At 36.6% G+C, this 17,203-nt stretch carries 21 protein-coding genes; 9 read left to right on the top strand and 12 right to left on the bottom strand.

The features are described from left to right. Positions 1-5 precede the first annotated feature (5 nt). The 5 genes from exaC to AC27GZ_RS07785 all read left to right on the top strand — a co-directional run bounded on the left by exaC (position 6) and on the right by AC27GZ_RS07785 (position 4,213). The gene (exaC, locus tag AC27GZ_RS07805; RefSeq protein ID WP_487094346.1) at positions 6-1,526 is read left to right on the top strand and encodes an acetaldehyde dehydrogenase ExaC; all 1,521 of its coding nucleotides are present in this window, start codon (positions 6-8) and stop codon (positions 1,524-1,526) included. A gap of 159 nt (positions 1,527-1,685) precedes the next feature. Then, the gene (locus AC27GZ_RS07800; RefSeq protein ID WP_487094344.1) at positions 1,686-2,462 is read left to right on the top strand and encodes a ribonuclease H family protein; all 777 of its coding nucleotides are present in this window, start codon (positions 1,686-1,688) and stop codon (positions 2,460-2,462) included. A gap of 101 nt (positions 2,463-2,563) precedes the next feature. After that, positions 2,564-3,748, top strand: coding sequence for an MFS transporter (locus AC27GZ_RS07795; protein WP_487094342.1), 1,185 nt, complete (start codon positions 2,564-2,566; stop codon positions 3,746-3,748). 13 nt (positions 3,749-3,761) lie between these two features. After that, positions 3,762-3,998, top strand: a complete 237-nt coding sequence (locus AC27GZ_RS07790; RefSeq protein WP_487094340.1) for a hypothetical protein — start codon at positions 3,762-3,764, stop codon at positions 3,996-3,998. A gap of 14 nt (positions 3,999-4,012) precedes the next feature. Then, a complete protein-coding gene (locus AC27GZ_RS07785; RefSeq protein ID WP_487094338.1) occupies positions 4,013-4,213 on the top strand; it encodes a hypothetical protein in 201 nt (66 codons plus the stop codon). 51 nt (positions 4,214-4,264) lie between these two features. Here AC27GZ_RS07785 and AC27GZ_RS07780 read toward each other — a convergent pair whose 3' ends face one another. From AC27GZ_RS07780 to AC27GZ_RS07755, 6 genes are all read right to left on the bottom strand, one after another. Next, positions 4,265-4,609 carry a YajD family HNH nuclease gene (locus AC27GZ_RS07780; RefSeq protein ID WP_487094337.1) on the bottom strand — a complete coding sequence of 115 codons (345 nt, stop codon included), beginning with the start codon at positions 4,607-4,609 and terminating at the stop codon, positions 4,265-4,267. 85 nt (positions 4,610-4,694) lie between these two features. Continuing rightward, entirely contained in the window at positions 4,695-5,105 is a 411-nt protein-coding gene (locus AC27GZ_RS07775; RefSeq protein ID WP_487094336.1) for an acyl-CoA thioesterase, read from the bottom strand. A gap of 61 nt (positions 5,106-5,166) precedes the next feature. Next, on the bottom strand, positions 5,167-5,814 hold the full coding sequence (locus AC27GZ_RS07770) for a DUF1707 and DUF2154 domain-containing protein (RefSeq protein ID WP_487094335.1): 648 nt from the start codon (positions 5,812-5,814) through the stop codon (positions 5,167-5,169). A gap of 377 nt (positions 5,815-6,191) precedes the next feature. Then, positions 6,192-6,725 carry a sugar O-acetyltransferase gene (locus AC27GZ_RS07765; protein WP_487094333.1) on the bottom strand — a complete coding sequence of 178 codons (534 nt, stop codon included), beginning with the start codon at positions 6,723-6,725 and terminating at the stop codon, positions 6,192-6,194. A 23-nt stretch (positions 6,726-6,748) separates the two neighbouring features. Continuing rightward, positions 6,749-7,321, bottom strand: a complete 573-nt coding sequence (locus AC27GZ_RS07760) for a tRNA-(ms[2]io[6]A)-hydroxylase (protein WP_487094332.1) — start codon at positions 7,319-7,321, stop codon at positions 6,749-6,751. A 54-nt stretch (positions 7,322-7,375) separates the two neighbouring features. Then, complete coding sequence (locus tag AC27GZ_RS07755; protein ID WP_487094331.1) at positions 7,376-8,011, bottom strand: sulfotransferase family protein; 636 nt, start codon at positions 8,009-8,011, stop codon at positions 7,376-7,378. 187 nt (positions 8,012-8,198) lie between these two features. On the opposite strand from AC27GZ_RS07755, the gene AC27GZ_RS07750 reads away from it, so the two are divergent. After that, entirely contained in the window at positions 8,199-10,076 is a 1,878-nt protein-coding gene (locus tag AC27GZ_RS07750) for a GNAT family N-acetyltransferase (protein ID WP_487094330.1), read from the top strand. A gap of 104 nt (positions 10,077-10,180) precedes the next feature. After that, positions 10,181-11,137: a histone deacetylase family protein gene (locus tag AC27GZ_RS07745; RefSeq protein ID WP_487094329.1), complete on the top strand. Its 957-nt coding sequence runs from the start codon at positions 10,181-10,183 to the stop codon at positions 11,135-11,137. 23 nt (positions 11,138-11,160) lie between these two features. Here the strand turns inward: AC27GZ_RS07745 and AC27GZ_RS07740 are convergent, their stop codons facing one another. From AC27GZ_RS07740 to AC27GZ_RS07720, 5 genes are all read right to left on the bottom strand, one after another. After that, positions 11,161-11,619: a methylglyoxal synthase gene (locus AC27GZ_RS07740; RefSeq protein ID WP_487094328.1), complete on the bottom strand. Its 459-nt coding sequence runs from the start codon at positions 11,617-11,619 to the stop codon at positions 11,161-11,163. A 21-nt stretch (positions 11,620-11,640) separates the two neighbouring features. Then, positions 11,641-12,612 (bottom strand): AEC family transporter, encoded by a 972-nt coding sequence (locus AC27GZ_RS07735; protein ID WP_487094327.1) that lies wholly within the window; start codon positions 12,610-12,612, stop codon positions 11,641-11,643. 78 nt (positions 12,613-12,690) lie between these two features. Next, entirely contained in the window at positions 12,691-13,815 is a 1,125-nt protein-coding gene (locus tag AC27GZ_RS07730; RefSeq protein ID WP_487094326.1) for a hypothetical protein, read from the bottom strand. 85 nt (positions 13,816-13,900) lie between these two features. Next, positions 13,901-14,545, bottom strand: coding sequence for a GNAT family N-acetyltransferase (locus AC27GZ_RS07725; protein WP_487094325.1), 645 nt, complete (start codon positions 14,543-14,545; stop codon positions 13,901-13,903). Positions 14,546-14,723: 178 nt separating this feature from the next. Further along, entirely contained in the window at positions 14,724-15,101 is a 378-nt protein-coding gene (locus tag AC27GZ_RS07720) for a DUF3192 domain-containing protein (protein ID WP_487094324.1), read from the bottom strand. 201 nt (positions 15,102-15,302) lie between these two features. Between AC27GZ_RS07720 and AC27GZ_RS07715 the strand changes: the two genes are divergently transcribed. Further along, positions 15,303-15,629, top strand: coding sequence for a hypothetical protein (locus tag AC27GZ_RS07715; protein ID WP_487094323.1), 327 nt, complete (start codon positions 15,303-15,305; stop codon positions 15,627-15,629). A 4-nt stretch (positions 15,630-15,633) separates the two neighbouring features. Here AC27GZ_RS07715 and syd read toward each other — a convergent pair whose 3' ends face one another. Beyond that, complete coding sequence (syd, locus tag AC27GZ_RS07710) at positions 15,634-16,212, bottom strand: SecY-interacting protein (RefSeq protein ID WP_487094322.1); 579 nt, start codon at positions 16,210-16,212, stop codon at positions 15,634-15,636. Positions 16,213-16,271: 59 nt separating this feature from the next. On the opposite strand from syd, the gene queF reads away from it, so the two are divergent. Next, positions 16,272-17,135, top strand: coding sequence for an NADPH-dependent 7-cyano-7-deazaguanine reductase QueF (gene queF / locus AC27GZ_RS07705; RefSeq protein WP_487094321.1), 864 nt, complete (start codon positions 16,272-16,274; stop codon positions 17,133-17,135). The last annotated feature ends 68 nt before the right edge of the window (positions 17,136-17,203 follow it).

The following is a 17,203-nucleotide window of genomic DNA, read 5'->3' as shown; positions in this document are numbered from 1 at the left end:
CTATTATGATTTATGCAACACCTGGCTCAGAAAACTCGGTTATCAACTTCAAAGAACGCTATCAAAACTTTATTGGTGGTCAATGGGTTGAACCACAAAATGGTAACTACTTTGACAATATCAGCCCAGTGAATGGCAAAGTTTTTTGCCAAATACCACGCTCTGATGCTAAAGATATTGAGTTAGCGCTTGATGCCGCACATAAAGCGAAAGAGGCATGGGGTACAACATCGGTGACTGCTCGCTCAAATATTTTATTGAAAATTGCTGACGTTATTGAACAAAACCTTGAAATGCTCGCTATCGCTGAAACGTGGGATAATGGAAAAGCCGTACGTGAAACATTGGCTGCAGATATTCCATTAGCAGTAGATCACTTTAGATATTTCGCAGGCTGTTTACGCGCTCAAGAAGGCTCTATTGGTGAAATAGATGAGCATACGGTTTCTTATCATTTTCATGAGCCACTTGGCGTGGTTGGTCAAATCATCCCATGGAACTTTCCTATCTTAATGGCTGCTTGGAAACTAGCGCCAGCATTAGCGGCCGGTAACTGTATAGTATTAAAACCTGCTGAACAAACACCTGCCTCAATCTTAGTTTTAATAGAGTTAATTGAAGATTTATTACCTGCAGGTGTACTCAATGTTGTTAATGGTTTTGGTGTCGAAGCAGGACAAGCATTAGCAACCAGTACACGTATTGCTAAAATCGCTTTTACTGGCTCAACACCGGTAGGTGCACATATTTTAAAATGTGCTGCTGAAAATATCATTCCCTCAACGGTTGAGCTTGGCGGTAAATCACCTAATATCTTCTTTAATGATGTTGTTGATCAAGAAGATGAATATTTAAGTAAATGTATCGAAGGCGCTGTATTAGCCTACTTTAACCAAGGTGAAGTTTGTACTTGCCCATCAAGGTTATTAGTTCAAGAAGAAGCTTATCCTAAATTTGTTGAAATGGTGATAGAGCGTACTAAAGCGATCAAACGTGGTAATCCATTAGATACTGATACCATGGTGGGAGCACAAGCTTCGCAAGAGCAATATGAGAAAATTTTATCTTATATTGATATCGGAAAAAATGAAGGTGCGCAAGTACTAATGGGCGGTGAAGTTGAGTCGGTATCAACTGATATAAGCGAAGGTTACTATATTCAACCGACCTTATTAAAAGGGACAAACGACATGCGCGTATTCCAAGAAGAAATTTTTGGCCCCGTCATTTCTGTTACCACTTTTAAAGACGAAGAAGAAGCACTAGCTATCGCAAATGACTCTGAATTTGGCTTAGGTGCTGGAGTTTGGACACGTGACACTAACCTTGCTTTTAGGATGGGTCGTAAAATTCAAGCGGGACGTGTTTGGACTAACTGCTATCATATGTACCCTGCTCATGCTGCATTTGGGGGATATAAAAAATCTGGCGTTGGCCGTGAAACCCATAAAATGGCCCTAGAGCATTATCAACAAACTAAAAACTTATTAGTCAGTTACGACGTAAATCCACTCGGGTTTTTCTAAACTACTAAGTTGAGTAATGCCAATATAGCGCGATAACAATAAAACGTTATCGCGCTTTTTTTTGCTAGCTAATAGTGAATATATTGATGATAATAACGAACATTATTTTTAATAAAAGTAACGTTATATAACGGTGTTTTTTAACAACTAAAGAGTGTTATGAGTAAGAAATTTTATGTGGTTTGGAAAGGCGCTAAAACCGGTGTATTTTCAACGTGGAGTGAAGTACAAAACTACACTCAAGGACGTTCAGATGCACAATTTATGGGCTTTGCAACTAAAGCAGAAGCGGAAGCTGCTTTTGCTTCAACTTATACCAAAGCGCTAATGAAGCGCTCATTAAGCAATAAAACTACAAGCACGAAAACATCAACAAACACTCAATCCTCCTTAAGTAGCAGTATTCATAAACAAAGTGCGGAGCTACAAATATATTGTGATGGTGCTTGCTCACCTAACCCAGGAAAATCCGGGACAGGGTTAGCCTTATACCAGCAAGGTAAAGTCACTACGCTTTATTATGGTTTATACAATGCCAATGGTACCAATAATACCGCTGAGTTAAATGGTATGTTAATGTCATTTAAACTCGCTAAAAAGCTATTACAAACCGCGGACAAAGTAGAGATCCTTTCTGATTCTAAATACTCTATTGATTGCATTACCAAGTGGGCCAAAGGTTGGCAAGCAAAAGGCTGGACACGAGGCAAAGGAGAAGAAATCAAAAATGTTGAGTTAATTAAAGAATGCTTTGCTTTGTATCAAACATTAAAACAGCAGTTAATCATCAGTCATGTTAAAGGCCATGCTAATATCGAAGGTAATGAATTAGCCGATAGAATGGCCGTGCTAGCAAGAAGCCAGCAACAAACTAACTTAATAAAGTACCCAGACGAAATTGACATTAAAGCAATCCTCGCCATGGAATCAGGTTAATTAATACCATTATGATCATCCTAACCCTGCTATTAATAATATTAAGTGCCTTCCTTTTATCGCGTAAGTTTCAATTGCCCAAAAATGTTTGGATATTATTTATGGCGCAACCTTTGGTGATGTGCTCGGCACCAATCATTGTTTTTATCGGTGGGATCTTATCAAGTCAATTAACTACAACAACGTCTTTAGCCACCTTACCAATTAGTTTGATGATTTTGGGCGTTGCCGCCGGTGTTATTCCTGCAGCAATGATTGCAAAAAAACAGGGACGTAAATTTGCAGCGTTTAGCGGCTTTACTTGCTTAATTATTGCTGCATTAACCGCAATGCTCTCAGCGAAAATGGCGTCGTTTGAGCTTTTTACCTTCGCAAGTTTTCTCATTGGTGTCGGTGGAGCCTTTACACAACAGTTAAGATTTGCAGCTATTGAAAGCACTAAAAATGAAGAAGATATCCCTAAGATACTGTCAATATTAATGCTCAGTGGTGTGTTCGCAGCATTTTTAGGACCTGAAGTTGCCGTGGTCGCGAAAGACTGGCTTAGTTCTCCTCACGGCTACGCAGGCTCATTTTTATTGTTAACAGCGCTTATTCTCGTCGCAGCAATTATGATGCTATTTTTTGACAACCCAACCGTAGTAGAAGAGTCTAACGAAGGTAAGGCAAGATCATTATCCCTGATCATAAAACAGCCTATTTTTCTTATTGCTATATGCAGTGCTACCATTGGTTTTGCTTTAATGAGCTACTTAATGACAGCAACTCCCATAAGCATGCACCACCTTCAAGGGCATTCGCTTATTGAAACCAAATGGGTTATCCAAACGCATATTGCCGCAATGTATTTACCTTCATTAGCCACCCCCTTTTTAGTGAAACGTATCGCGCTAAAAGGCCTACTTGCTTTGGGTAGCTTTGTTTATGTTATAGTGGCTATCATTGCATTGTCTGGGCAGCATGTTATCCATTATTGGTGGGCATTATTGTTACTGGGTATTGGTTGGAATTTCTTATTTTTAACGGGTACTTCATTATTGCCACAAAGTTATAACGCATGTGAGCGTCATAAAGTACAAGCAACAAACGATTTTGTATTATTTGGCTTCCAAGCTTTTGCCTCCCTGATGGCAGGATGGGTATTATTTACTGGCGGTTGGCATTATGTCGTGATCACTAGCCTACCCTTTATTGTTGCTTTGTTTTTTATAACATTTGCATACCTGAACTACGACAAAAGATTGCAAAAGCAAAACATTGAAAATATAACTCAAGAAAAACATTAAAAGGAGTAAAAACATGAGCGGTACTACTATGGTTGTTGTCATTGTTTGTGTGGTTTTTGGCATCTTGTTTGAGATGTATAAAAAACACTTAGACTTTAAAACTAAAACCTTAGCCCATAATAATGAAAGCGATGAAAATAATGCGCGCTTAGCTGAGCAAGTAGAAAAACTTACCGAGCGTGTTCAAGTACTGGAAAAAATAGTAACGGATGAAGGTTACCAAGTACAAAAAGACATTAATAATTTATAACTGAAGTAAACTACATGAAGCTAATAATGAAAACTGAGTTTGATAACCTCAGAAATAACGACAACCATGCTTATGAAGTTGACACAAATGGCGATAAACAAGTTGTTAAAATATATTGTAATGAACAATTGATTGCCAAAAAACTCACGCAAAAAAAATCGATCCGCTATTTTGGTGTTAGTGGTTATCAAGAATATTTAACACCGGAAGTATAAGCGTTAATCCAACTTTGTATTTCTTTAACTTGGTATTTATTCGAGTTAGTTTTATTTTTTTAGCATTGATTTTAGATCAGCAAAAGGATTATACGTTGCCGTATCTTGGTTAGTATCCCCTGCTATAACTTCTGTTTGATAGTTTGCATGTTCAGTGTATTTGGCATGTTCATTATCGTGACAATAAATACAGAGCAATTCCCAATTACTGCCGTCGTTTGGATTGTTAGTATGATCATGGTCAATATGATGCACTGTTAGCTCTTTAATATTCGAGTACTCAAATTCACGGGCACATCGACCACATACCCAAGGAAAAAGTTTTAAAGCGCGATCACGATAACCTTGCTCTTTTTGTTTATAATTGGCACTGGTTCCGTAACGATCTGAAGACATAATAACAATGAATTAAAAAGGAATAATTGACATATTGTATGGGCATAGTCAACGCATAGCAATATTTCAAACGCTGCTTAAAAAACTAGAGATTTAATTTACTTGTTTCAATACCCGTTTGCTTTGATAGCGCCTCTAATGTTTTTCCATGTGGGATAGGCTTTCGAGTAACAGGATCAACTTGCACAAAAACAATATCATCGGCTAAACATATAGTTTTTTTAGTCACTTTATTTCGAACGAGACAGGTTACTGTGATTGAGGTAGTACCCACTTTTTTGGTGGCTAAGCCAAACTCAACGACATCCCCTTGCAATGCCGCAGATTCAAAGCTAATTTCACCAATATGTTTGGTTACTAAACAGTTGGTTTCTAGCTGGCAAATAGCATATATAGCGGCTTCTTCATCGATCCATTCTAGCGCACGGCCACCAAATAAAGCGTTAGCATAGTTTAAGTCATTAGGCATGACCAAACGACGTGAGAGAAAGCGCATAAACCACCTTTTCCGTTATTTAAAAAAACAAGATTATAGCGCTTAACCTAACTTACCTCTATCAGGAAAACATCTTTTTAAAGCTGTCAGCCATATCGACAAGCTTTTCTTTCAAAGTACGCTTAATTTCAATATCTAAGCCACTAAAAATAGAAAAGCCTTCAATAATAACCGTTGGGACATCTTGACTGAGGGTGTTATTCGCCGATACAGAGTTATCTATACTACCAAAAATGCAAAATGCTTTTGAAACGACATTAACGTTTTCAGGCACATAAATCGAGTCGCCACTAAACAAGCTAAAGATTTTTATACGTACGGTTTTTTGACAAAATTGTGCATGGGTCAAGTCAACCGTTGTACCGCTAAAAATACTGATATAACGTAATTCTTTAGGGAGTTTTAAAGCGCCGCCGCGTGTACTACCACTAAAAATGTTGATCATATAATCTAGCTCTTCAGTATCACCTGGTACAAAGTTTGGTGCTAAATCTTGTTTTTTATTTTCAACAAACGCTTTATCAACGGTTAGTGGTAAATCTTCAATAAGTGATACCAGTGATTTATTACACTGTAATTCCATAGCTTCATCTAAACGTCGTTCAAAAGCTTGGTAAGATAATTCACCATGACTATAATTCATGATTAATTGATCAATAACTTCACTGCGCACCGTTTCTGTTGGTCTATCTTCTAAAATCACTGGCATTATTATTCCTTGTTTTACACTTTTGTTGTTTATTTAACCTGAGATTTGCATAAGTAATGTGTTTCTAGCGGTTATTTTTACTGTCTTCTTCGTTAAATTTACTTGCAATAGACCAGCTATTCACGCGCAAATTTGCCTTGAATACAGCAAAAATTCCTCTCTAGAAATGCTAAATAATCATAAGCATTTGATTTAATAAGCTTTGCACTATCTCTTATACAAACCTCAGGTTATTTATTTATAAAGACTTTAAAAGCAATTACTAGGCCAAAACAATTATCCCTAAAATACAATAAGTTAAAGAAGAAATAAAATATCAATTGTCATATCTAGACTAGCTATTGGCAAAAATTACTAACTGTTGGCTAATTTAGCCTTTATAGCTTACGTATTTTCACCGCAGGATTACCGGCATAAAAAGCATTGGCATCTAACGATTTTGTGACAACACTACCCGCGCCAACCACACAGTTATCAGCAATGGTTACGTCAGAAAGAACAATCACACCGCCACCAAGCCAAACATTATTGCCAATAACAATATCCTCGGCAAAGTTTTCTTTTGCTAATCGCTCTGCTCCTTCCATGGCATGAGAAACCGCGAACATTTGAACATTTGGCCCAATAAAACAATCACAACCAATAGTGACTTTGCGGTTGGCTTCTTTAGGCGCATCAATAATAGTACAGTTAGCATTGATAAAGGTTCTATCACCAATGCTTAGCGTATCGCCGTAATCTATATGAAAGCCATACTCAATAAAAACGTCTTCGCCACATCGGTGAAATAAGGCTTTTAAACGCTTCAAATTTCCTTTACTAGGGCTACGAGAAAATTGCCGGCACAACTCATGTACGGACTTTCGTTGGCTGTTTAATTCTGTTGTTACACTAGTAAAGGGCGTTTTCATAAACTGAAAGTAAAAGCCTACACCTAGTGTAGTACAGCTTTAATAGGCAGGTTGGCACATATTTCAGCTTCTGCAATTAGAATTTCTTCTAAACGCTCATCCACCTCTTTTTTGTCAAAATATTCGTAGGCAAGCTCAACAAATAAGTTTTTATGCTTTTCTTCAGATTTAGCAATCGCTACATATAACTCTTTATCTTTTCCTTCTGGTAGAGCTTTAGAGACTAACCAGAACTTTTCATAACCTCGGGCCTCAATAACAGCAGCCACTAACAATCTATCCATTAAAAATAAATTAGTGCCATTTCTAAACAGAGCACGAATTTGCGAAATGTATGGATCTTTCTTATCTTGGCCTAAAGTAACATTACGCGCCGTTAATAATTTTAAAACCTGCTTAAAGTGAATTAACTCTTCAATAGCTAAATCAGTCATAGCGCGTACTAATTTGGTTTTATCTGGATAATGAGACAGCATAGACATAGCCATACCTGAAGCTTTTTTTTCAGCGGCGGCATGATCTTGCAAAAATCGAGGAAAGTCAGCTAAAACAGCATCAGTCCATGCTTGGGTAGTTTTATATTTCAATTCAAACATAAGTGATAATTCTAAGAGTAAATAATGGGGTGGATTTTACAGATCAAGTAGTCATTAATAAAGTGTCTTATCAATTCGACCTTTATTGGTTGACTCTATTTTCAAGACATTATTGATCGCTTGCCAAGCTTTTACCTTGCCACCGATATTAATTTTTTCAAAGTCTACTTTCTTAGCTTGTGAAGCGTCTATTCCTAGAAACGTTAATAATTGTTGATAGCTTTCAGGTTGACTGACATCTATGGTTAATAAATCCTCTGGCCGTGTTTTAAAATAATCAATCACCCCTAGTTGATGACGCTGATAACAATTAAGCAAAAATTTATCTTGATCAATATTTTCGGGGGTTAACGGTGAAAACACCTCGTTATAGCAGCGCTTTAAGTGCGGGTTAAAACCACCATCATTGCGTTGTAAATTAACAATCATACGTTGCAATAACTGTTTGATAGAAGGTAACCAGCTCGTAGCATCTCGTGTCAAATATATAAATTTACTGTTGGGAAAATGTTTATCAAGTGCTTGGTAATCACAAAATATTGGCGTATCGGCTAATACTTCTGCGTCATTAAAGCAACGCTCTGTATAAGCATTATGTGCGGTTTTAAAGCCTAAACCGAGCATAGCTAAACAGACGCTGGTGGTGGCTGTTCGTGGTAAACCAATAATAAAAATCTTAGGTGTTGTCACTCTTTTCTCTAGAAAATACAATCAGTAAATGCATTGTAGCATTGACTCTGATCAATAAGTATTTTCATCGCTAAGTCATACTTATGGCTAATAGCTTATGTATCAATAAAGTGCTTTAATTTATATCAAAATATAATTGGCCTCATTGACATAGTATTGTTTCAACAAAAGGCAAATAGGAATTTTTATGTCTACACACTATGAAGAACGTGACAGTATCAATTGGGAAGATTACTTAAAATCGGGTAATCGAATCTTTATCGGCTCTGGTGCTGCAGTACCTAATGCATTAATCGATAATTTAATTGAAAATTCAAAACAGTTACATGATATTGAAGCGGTACATATTTTAACTATTTCAGATAATGTTTGGGCTAAGCCTGAACATAAAGATCTCTTTAAGGTTAATAGTTTATTTATCGGCGGGAAAAATATTCGCGAGGCCATTGCTGAAGGACGCGGAGACTACACCCCTTGTTTTATTTCTGACATTCCACGTCTTTTTAATGAAAATAGCTTACCTCTTGATGTGGCGCTGATCATGGTGAGCCCACCTGATGAATACGGCTACTGCTCTTTAGGGGTTAGTGTAGATATAGTTTCTTCGGCGGTAAAAGCAGCGAAGTATGTTATTGCCCAAATTAACCCCAAAATGCCACGTACCAATGGCCACAGTTTTGTCCATTTGAATCAAATTCATGCATGGATGAATAAAGAGCAGGATTTACCGCAAGTTATATCTCCTGAATTTGATAGACGTACCGAACAGATAGGCCAATATACTTCAATGTTGGTAGAAAATGGCTCTACGCTACAAATTGGTATAGGCAAAATTCCAGAAGCGGTTTTACGTTACCTAGCCAACCATAAAGACTTAGGCATTCATAGTGAAATGATTTCTGATGGTGTCATTGATTTGATGTTAAAAGGCGTTATCAATAATCGCAAAAAAACCTACCACAAAGGTAAAGCTGTCATTACTTATTGTATTGGCAGTCAAAAGGTTTATGACTTTGTTGACGGTAACCCTCATATTGAATTTTACCCCTCTGAGCATGTTAATTCGCCGGTAAAAATTGCCAAAAACGAAAAAATGGTGTCAATAAACAGTGCTATCGAAGTCGATTTAACTGGGCAAGTGGTTTCAGACTCTATCGGCTATCAATTTTATAGCGGTATTGGTGGACAAGTAGATTTTATTCGCGGCGCTTCATTAAGTAAGGGCGGCAAACCAATTATCGCACTTCCCTCCACGACTAAAGACGGAAAAATTTCTCGTATTGTGCCGCATATTACTGAAGGAGGCGGTGTAGTGACTTCCCGTGGTCATGTCGCTTACGTAGTCACAGAGTTTGGTATTGCTTCACTACAAGGAAAAAGTATTAGAGAGCGTGCCTTAGAGCTAATACGCATTGCACACCCTAAATTTAGAGAGCAATTACTCGCCGATGTTCGAAAACATTACTGGGTGCCTGAATATCAAGAAAGCTCCCCTAGTTCAGTCCCTGAATTAGGAGATGTTGAGCTCAAAAAATTCACCTTTGCAAATATTGATTACACTTTACGGCCACTATCCCCAGCTGATGAACGTAAACTACAAGAGTTCTTCTATTCTCATAATAAAGAAACTTTGATCATGCGCTATAACCACCATGTTACACAAATGACTCGTGAAAAATCATGTAATTTGGTGAGCGTCAATCAACACACAGATTTAGCACTATGTTTTACAAGAAAAGATTATTTAGGGGAAGCAATACAAGCAGTTGCACGTTACTATTACATTGAAAGTATCAATTCAGGTGAAGTTGCCTTTGTCATCAAAGAAAGTTTGCGAGGACGTGGTATGGCGAGCACCTTATTAGGTGAAATGATTGCCATTGCCAAAATCAGAAAGCTTGATAGTTTAGTGGCCTGCGTACGTAGAGATAACGCTTCTATGCTCAAAGTTTTTGAAAGAGCAGGTTTTATTCGTCAACCGAGTGAAGATTTTGATGAAATAAGCCTTAAGTTGCCCCTAATTTCAAATGATGAAATTTCAAATAACGAAATCGAGAATGATTAAAGTGAAAAGTGCCAAAAGTTGATCAGGGCATTAAAACCGTCGAGTGTTAACTGACATACAAAAGTATATACGAATAAACGACGAGCAAAATTAGAGAGAGTTATATGACTGTAGGAATAATAGGTCACTACAAGTGTGGTGAACATGATATGGGGGAACATCACCCAGAAAATGGCAAGCGATTAACCGCTATTTCGGATCAATTGATCCGCAGTGGTCTTGATTACGTTGTCAGACAATTTGATGCAAACCCAATAGATAAGTCATTAATTTCTTTGGCGCACGATCAAGACTATATCGACTTCGTTTTTAACAATGCCCCCACTGAAGATGATGAACAATTTTCTGTTGGTGAAGACGCGTTAATGAACTCAAAAACCTTAACCTCAATATTATTATCAGCAGGCGCTGCTATTGACGGTGTTGATTTAGTGATGGATAACATCCTAAGCAGCGCTTTTTGTGCTACCCGCCCTCCAGGGCATCATGCTGAGCATAATAAAGGCATGGGTTTTTGCTTTTTTAATAACGTTGCCATTGCAGCCGCTTATGCAAAACAAAAATACAAACTAAAACGCGTGGCTATTGTTGATTTTGATGTTCACCATGGCAATGGTACAGAAGATATTGTTAGAAACTTTTTTCCAAAAACAGACGACTCTGCCCATACTAGTTATTTATTTTGTTCAAGTTATCAATACCCTTTTTATCCTTTTGATATCCAAGAAAGTAATACTCCACCTGTTATTAATACGCCATTAGCAGCAACCACCAAAGGGGAAGACTTTCGTCAAGCCATTTCAGCGCACTGGCTCCCTGCCCTACAAGCATTTAAACCTGAGATGATTTTTATATCTGCTGGTTTTGATGCTCACATCGAAGATGACATGTCACATGTAAGTTTAACTGAAGCGGATTATCGCTGGGTAACTGAAGAGATAAAAGCTATCGCTGATGAATATTCACAAGGTCGAATCGTGTCAGTACTAGAAGGTGGTTATAATTTAAGTGCCTTAGGCCGAAGTGCTGTTGCGCACATTAACGGCCTAATAGGCAACTAAAAGAAAATAAAAGTAACAAAAATCTAGCTTGTTCTTTTCGCTAAATAGCCCTGATAGTCTGGTATTCTCGCTTGATACACGTCGTTTATATGACTTGAATCTAAAATAAAATCTGCAGTAGCAATATTAGTGGCAACCGGTATATTCCATACCGCCGCTAACCTTAAAAGCGCTTTAACATCTGGATCATGCGGTGCGGCATTCATGGGATCCCAAAAAAAGATAAGAATATCTATTTTTCCTTCCGCAATTTTCGCTCCCAATTGTTGGTCGCCGCCCATAGGTCCTGAAAATAAACTGTTTATTGGTAGTTTTAATTCTTTAGTTAATAAACTACCTGTTGTTCCCGTTGCATAGAGATGATGATGCTTTAATATATCAAACCTAACGCTAGCCCAATTTAATAGCTCACTTTTCATATGGTCATGTGCTACCAGTGCTATACGCTTATGTTGTGCTAACTCTCTAGTAGTGTAGTCCATAACAACTCCTTAACTTGTTTATTAACTTACCGCAATTAAGTTTACTGATATTAACATCGCAAAGCCAAAAGTAACGGTAAAAAGTGATAATAAAGTAGAAACAATAATAATTTTGGCTGCTAAGTCACTATTGCCTTTCATCGATTTAACCATAATAAAGCTTGCAGTAGCGGTTGGTGAAGCCGTTAAAAAAAATAATACCCCCGCCGCTATTGGATCTATAGGCCAAATTAAGATTAACAGTATCAAAATTAATGGACTTAAAATCACTTTCCATAAACTCGCCACCATGGCTGGCTTTATATTTTGTTGAATTTGTAAAAAATTAAGGGAGCCCCCAATAGCTATCAGTGCTAAAGGTAGAGTCATTTTTGCTAAGTAAAGATTAGTATCTATGATGATATCTGGAAGAGATAAACCTACAGCATTCACCAATAAACCAGAGCAGATACCTATGATTAAAGGATTTTTTATAATGTCAGCGACATTTTTTCTCAATGAAAAGCGCTGCTGATGTAAACTAGCATTTAAGGTATAAATTGAAAGTAAATTATAGACAATGATTATTATCGCCGTCGGCAAGGTTGCAATGGCAATTCCCTGATCACCATAAGCATTAGCACACAAAGCTAGACCAATAATAATTAAATTACCCCGAAAAGCCCCTTGGACGAAAACACCTTTATCTTCTTTTGACGCCAAGACACTACCGCTAGTGAAACTACTAAGAAAAAATACAATCAGGGTAGTAGCAAGTAAAACAGCAATATGGGTAAAATTAATCAATTGCTGAAAGTTATGAGTTGCTGTGCTGGTAAAAAGCATAACAGGCAAACCGATATTAAAAATTAATTTTGAAGAGGTTTGAATAAAGTTTTGGTTAATAAAATCTTTATGCTTAAGCCAAACGCCTAACATAATAATGATAAAGATAGGTGCTGTAATACTAAGAGCAACAGATAACAAAGGATAAAAATCTTGTAATAAAGGCATTTAATCGTATTCTATGAGATAAGTTTTCAAGGCGAGTATATCACCCTTTACATTACTTTTTACTGGCAACCATATATTTTAACCAACTGGCACAGCAAATAGAGTAATAAAGGCTAAGATTAAACTTAGTAACAATATCATGCTTTTTTGAACATTGGATTTTGCTACAGACACAGCAACGAAACATTGTAATAAATAATAAAAAGCAAATGAGCGAGAAGCTAAAGCTAATACTTCAAAGGTGTTAACGCTCCACGTTAATGCAATTGCGCCAACACCAACAATAAGATACCCCTTCTTTTCATTCAGTTTTTCTTTACTAACTTCGGATATATTCCCCGCTGCTGCCAACATGTCAGCAACGGCTGCTGAAAACTGACTTAGCGCGGCGGCTAGAATTAACGGGATAATTAACAATGCTGACACACTAGACACTAAGTCAATCAAACTATGGTCATTATATTGACCATTTAGTAAATGCACGGCCGGTAAAGTAAGCATCACAAAAAGTATATAAACAAAGCTAGAGATATATTGCGACCAACGTGACGTATTAACTCTCAATTCACTCGAGTAGGTATGACCTAAATAACGGCTTGTTTCAAAGCCTTGAACAACGATAAGGGTACCGGCAATAACGGTCAACACTTGCCAATGTGAGTATTCTAAACTAGCTGCAGGAATAAACGCTTGCCCAGATTGCCACCACTGAATATCAAAATTAGCAAAGGCGGCGCAAAGAAAAACAATAATAATCAAGGTTACGATCAACGCCCACTTTTCTAAAATTTCAAGTGGCTGTAAACCTTTGAACAAGCCTATAAACGTAATAACGACAATAATTACTGTCGTTAATATATTTTCATTTAAGGGTGTATCTAAGTCTAATCCGGTTAACACAAAGGCTGACAGAATATGTAAATATAAACAGACAGAAATAACGTAAGCAAGGATCAAGGCGAGATCTGATACTTTCTCAATAAAAAGCGTTGATGCTTTAGGCGTAGATTGTAAAGCCGCTTCAACATGCACAATATTAAAGCGAATCACCTCGCCAACCATAAAAGCAAGTAAGCATACGCCTATCATGGCAAATACCGCGTTAGCACCCACAGCGCCAGCGAGAATTGGTACAATAACTAAAAAGCCACTGCCAAATATAGAAGCTAATGGTGTGCTTATCGCATTAATAAATGGTTTCAACGCTATTCCTTTAGGTTAATCTGCCTGAACTATTAAAAACATCAAAACAGGCGATCCGTAAATCAACTACTTGTTTATAGAAAGATTAATTATTATCGCGATAATACACCATTAAGGCACCAGAGACCTGCCCTACCGTAACATCTTGAACGTATTGATAATTAACTTCTTCGAAGAATTTTCTAAATTTGCCTGACGTTGCATACACTGCAACCCCTTCACTTTCACCGTGCTCTTCCAAAACAGTATTAACTGCCGCCATTAAGTATTGTCCAAAGCCATGATGCTGATGCAAAGGGTGAATGGCAATAAATGAAAGCATATGAAATTTTTCTAGTGGTACCGCAGCAATCACTTTTTTCTCTTTTTCAATCATCTGTTTAGTACTGAAGTAGCCTGCACTTAGTAACATTTTTAAACGCCAATGCCAAAAGCGATCAGTAGTGACACTATCATCAGGACTATTTAAACAAGCCACCCCAACCATAGACTCACCTAAATATAGCCCGACCATAGGTTGTTTAGCTTGCCAGAAACTGGTTAATTCCTCTCTAATTGAAGCTCTTAATCTTTGCTCATATCCCTCTTTATCACTGTTAAAGATTTCAAGAAATACAGGATCATCATGATAAGCTTGAAACAGCAGTGAAGCTGCAAGTTTCAACTCTTCTGCACTAAGGTAAGTCGCCCTTATATCAAGGTTACTCTCAGTAATTACAGCATCAGACATATAGCTCTCCAAATTAATTTGAGGAATTTTAATAGTCAGTTACCTTAGCAGTTTTATAAAAACAAGGTCAAACAGAAATATTTATAATCGGTTATAGAGGGATCAAATTGAATTTAAGCCATAAAAAAAGGTTGTATAACTATTTGTTATACAACCTTATTACTAAATAAAACCAGTATTACTCGGCTACTCTCTTCTTATATTCACCACCATTACCTGTTTGTATTAATTCCCCGTTGATAAATTCTAAATAAGTACATTCATCTTTCGTGGTTAAGCCATCTTTATGCTTACGCTGAGTGCGGTAATACAAAACACGTACTGTTTTATCATCCACTGTATACACTTCAGAAAAGTCAGCAACACCCAATTTAGTTTGCATATCAGCGATACTTGCACTTAATTGAATATTATTTATTTTTTTACGATTTTTATAACTTCTGTCTTCATGTCCGTAACCGTGTTCAATACCATCATCATTAATCTTAATAACACAGCCTGATAGACTTAAAGCTAAAGGTGCAGCAACTAATAAAGCAAGTAGGGATTTTTTCATGTTCAACTCCATATGGGTAAATATTTAATAATTTATAGATAACGAAATAGTTAAACCTTAAGTAGCAAAAAACAAACCAGAAAAACAAAACATACTAAGTCATTGAATTTTTAGAATAAAAGAAAAACAATCCATTTTTCTAGAAGACATAATTAGTAATATAGACTAAAATGTAGTTAGTTCTGCAAGGAGTTAATCAAAATGACAATTAATGATGAAATAGTAATCTTAGCTAATAAATTAGCCAATCAAGGCACGAAGCCAACAGTTGCTTTGATCAAAGCCAAATTAAATAAAAGCGCATCGCTACCCACAATAATATCTACATTAAAGGGCTGGCAACATGATCCTGAATTTACTTCGTTACCTAAAGATAACAATGATTTAGAGCAAGAAAATATTGAGACATATTCAGAAGCAGAAACACTACGACTTTTACTGAATGAAGAATTATCTCAAATGAAAGAAGAAATCAGTGAGTTAAAACTATTAATACACAAACTGTTACAGCAACAAAATAAAAATTAAAAAATTATACTGTCGGTGATAATAGACTTATAAACTCTTCTATAGAGTCAGCAAGCTTTTTATGAGGGTTACAACCTACACGTTCAGCCCATACCGTGCCTGTATCATTCACCACAGAAATAATAGTGTCTTCTTCATCCGTAACAGCAAAAAAAATAGTTTCAGCTTGCTTTAAACGTTGCTTCATCAAAATATGACCAATAATGTTTTCTTGTAAACGCTGAAAATCATCACTATTCCAAGCAAATAATAAAGCTAAACCACCTTCACTACAGCTGGCATTAAGTTCGTCACTATAAAGGGTAGTAAAATATGTTTTAATATCTTGATGCAAATTCAAATCTAATGCCGACTCTACATTCTCAAAACTTAACGTTTGCTCTTTGATAATTACAGGTCGCCAAAAAACTAAGCCGTCATTATCTACTTTCGATTGCTCACAATCAGAAAGCCATTGTTCATCATACTCTATTTGAGGTAGCTGCCCATGAGTCTGTTGAAAGTCACTGATATACTGGTTAGCAAATTGTTGTAAGGTATTGCATAAATTATTATTCACGTTAAGAGTATTTGAGGATGTCATCTATTACTAAGATCCTTTAAAATAGCCGCGATAAAATTAACACAGCAAAAGAAAAGTTTATGGCAACTTACCAAAATGCAAAAGCACTATCGACACTTACCTTAGGTAAAACCACTGAATATTGCAGTGAATATAACCCAGAATTACTTCAAGGTGTACCAAGAAGCTTAAATAGAGATGATTTAGCACTAAGCAATGACAATTTACCTTTTATTGGAGAAGATGTTTGGTACGGTTATGAGCTGTCTTGGCTAAATAGTAAAGGCAAGCCTGTTGTTGCTGTAGCTGAATTTCGCTTTGACTGCACTAGCCCTAATATTGTTGAATCAAAATCATTCAAGCTTTATTTAAACAGCTTTAATCAAAGTAAGTTTGACAATGAACAACAAGTTCAAGCCATTCTAACAAAAGATCTCTCTGCCACAGCGGGTACAACAGCAAAGGTTGCGTTATTTAACGTTGAACAGTGCCCTGCTTTAGCCATCAAAAACACCGAGAGCTCAATAACATGCATTGATGATGAAGATATTAGTATTGATAACTACCAGTTTTCTAATCAGCTATTAGTGAATGCACAAATCAATACCCATGAAAGCCAAACCGTCGATGAAAAATTGGTTAGCCACTTATTAAAATCCAACTGTTTGATCACCAACCAACCCGATTGGGCAAGCGTATATATTAATTACAAAGGCTCTAAAATAGATCATAGTGTGCTGTTAGCGTATTTAATTTCATTTCGCCAACATAATGAATTTCATGAACAATGTGTTGAAAGAATCTTTTGTGATTTACAAAAATATTGTCAATTAGACGAGTTAACCGTTTTTGCTAGGTACACACGTCGTGGTGGTTTAGATATTAACCCTTTTAGAAGCACACATATCAGCAATGCGCCATTTGCTAGAACCTTAAGACAATAACTTACAAAAAAATAGCTTATTGAGTTGCCACTAATAAGCTATTTTTAATCATCAAATTTCCTAGTAAA

This window comes from Colwellia sp. SU-HH00943 (assembly GCF_057546125.1).
The sequence above is the reverse complement of the archived record's forward strand: the minus strand, read 5'-3'. Positions and strand labels throughout refer to the sequence as shown.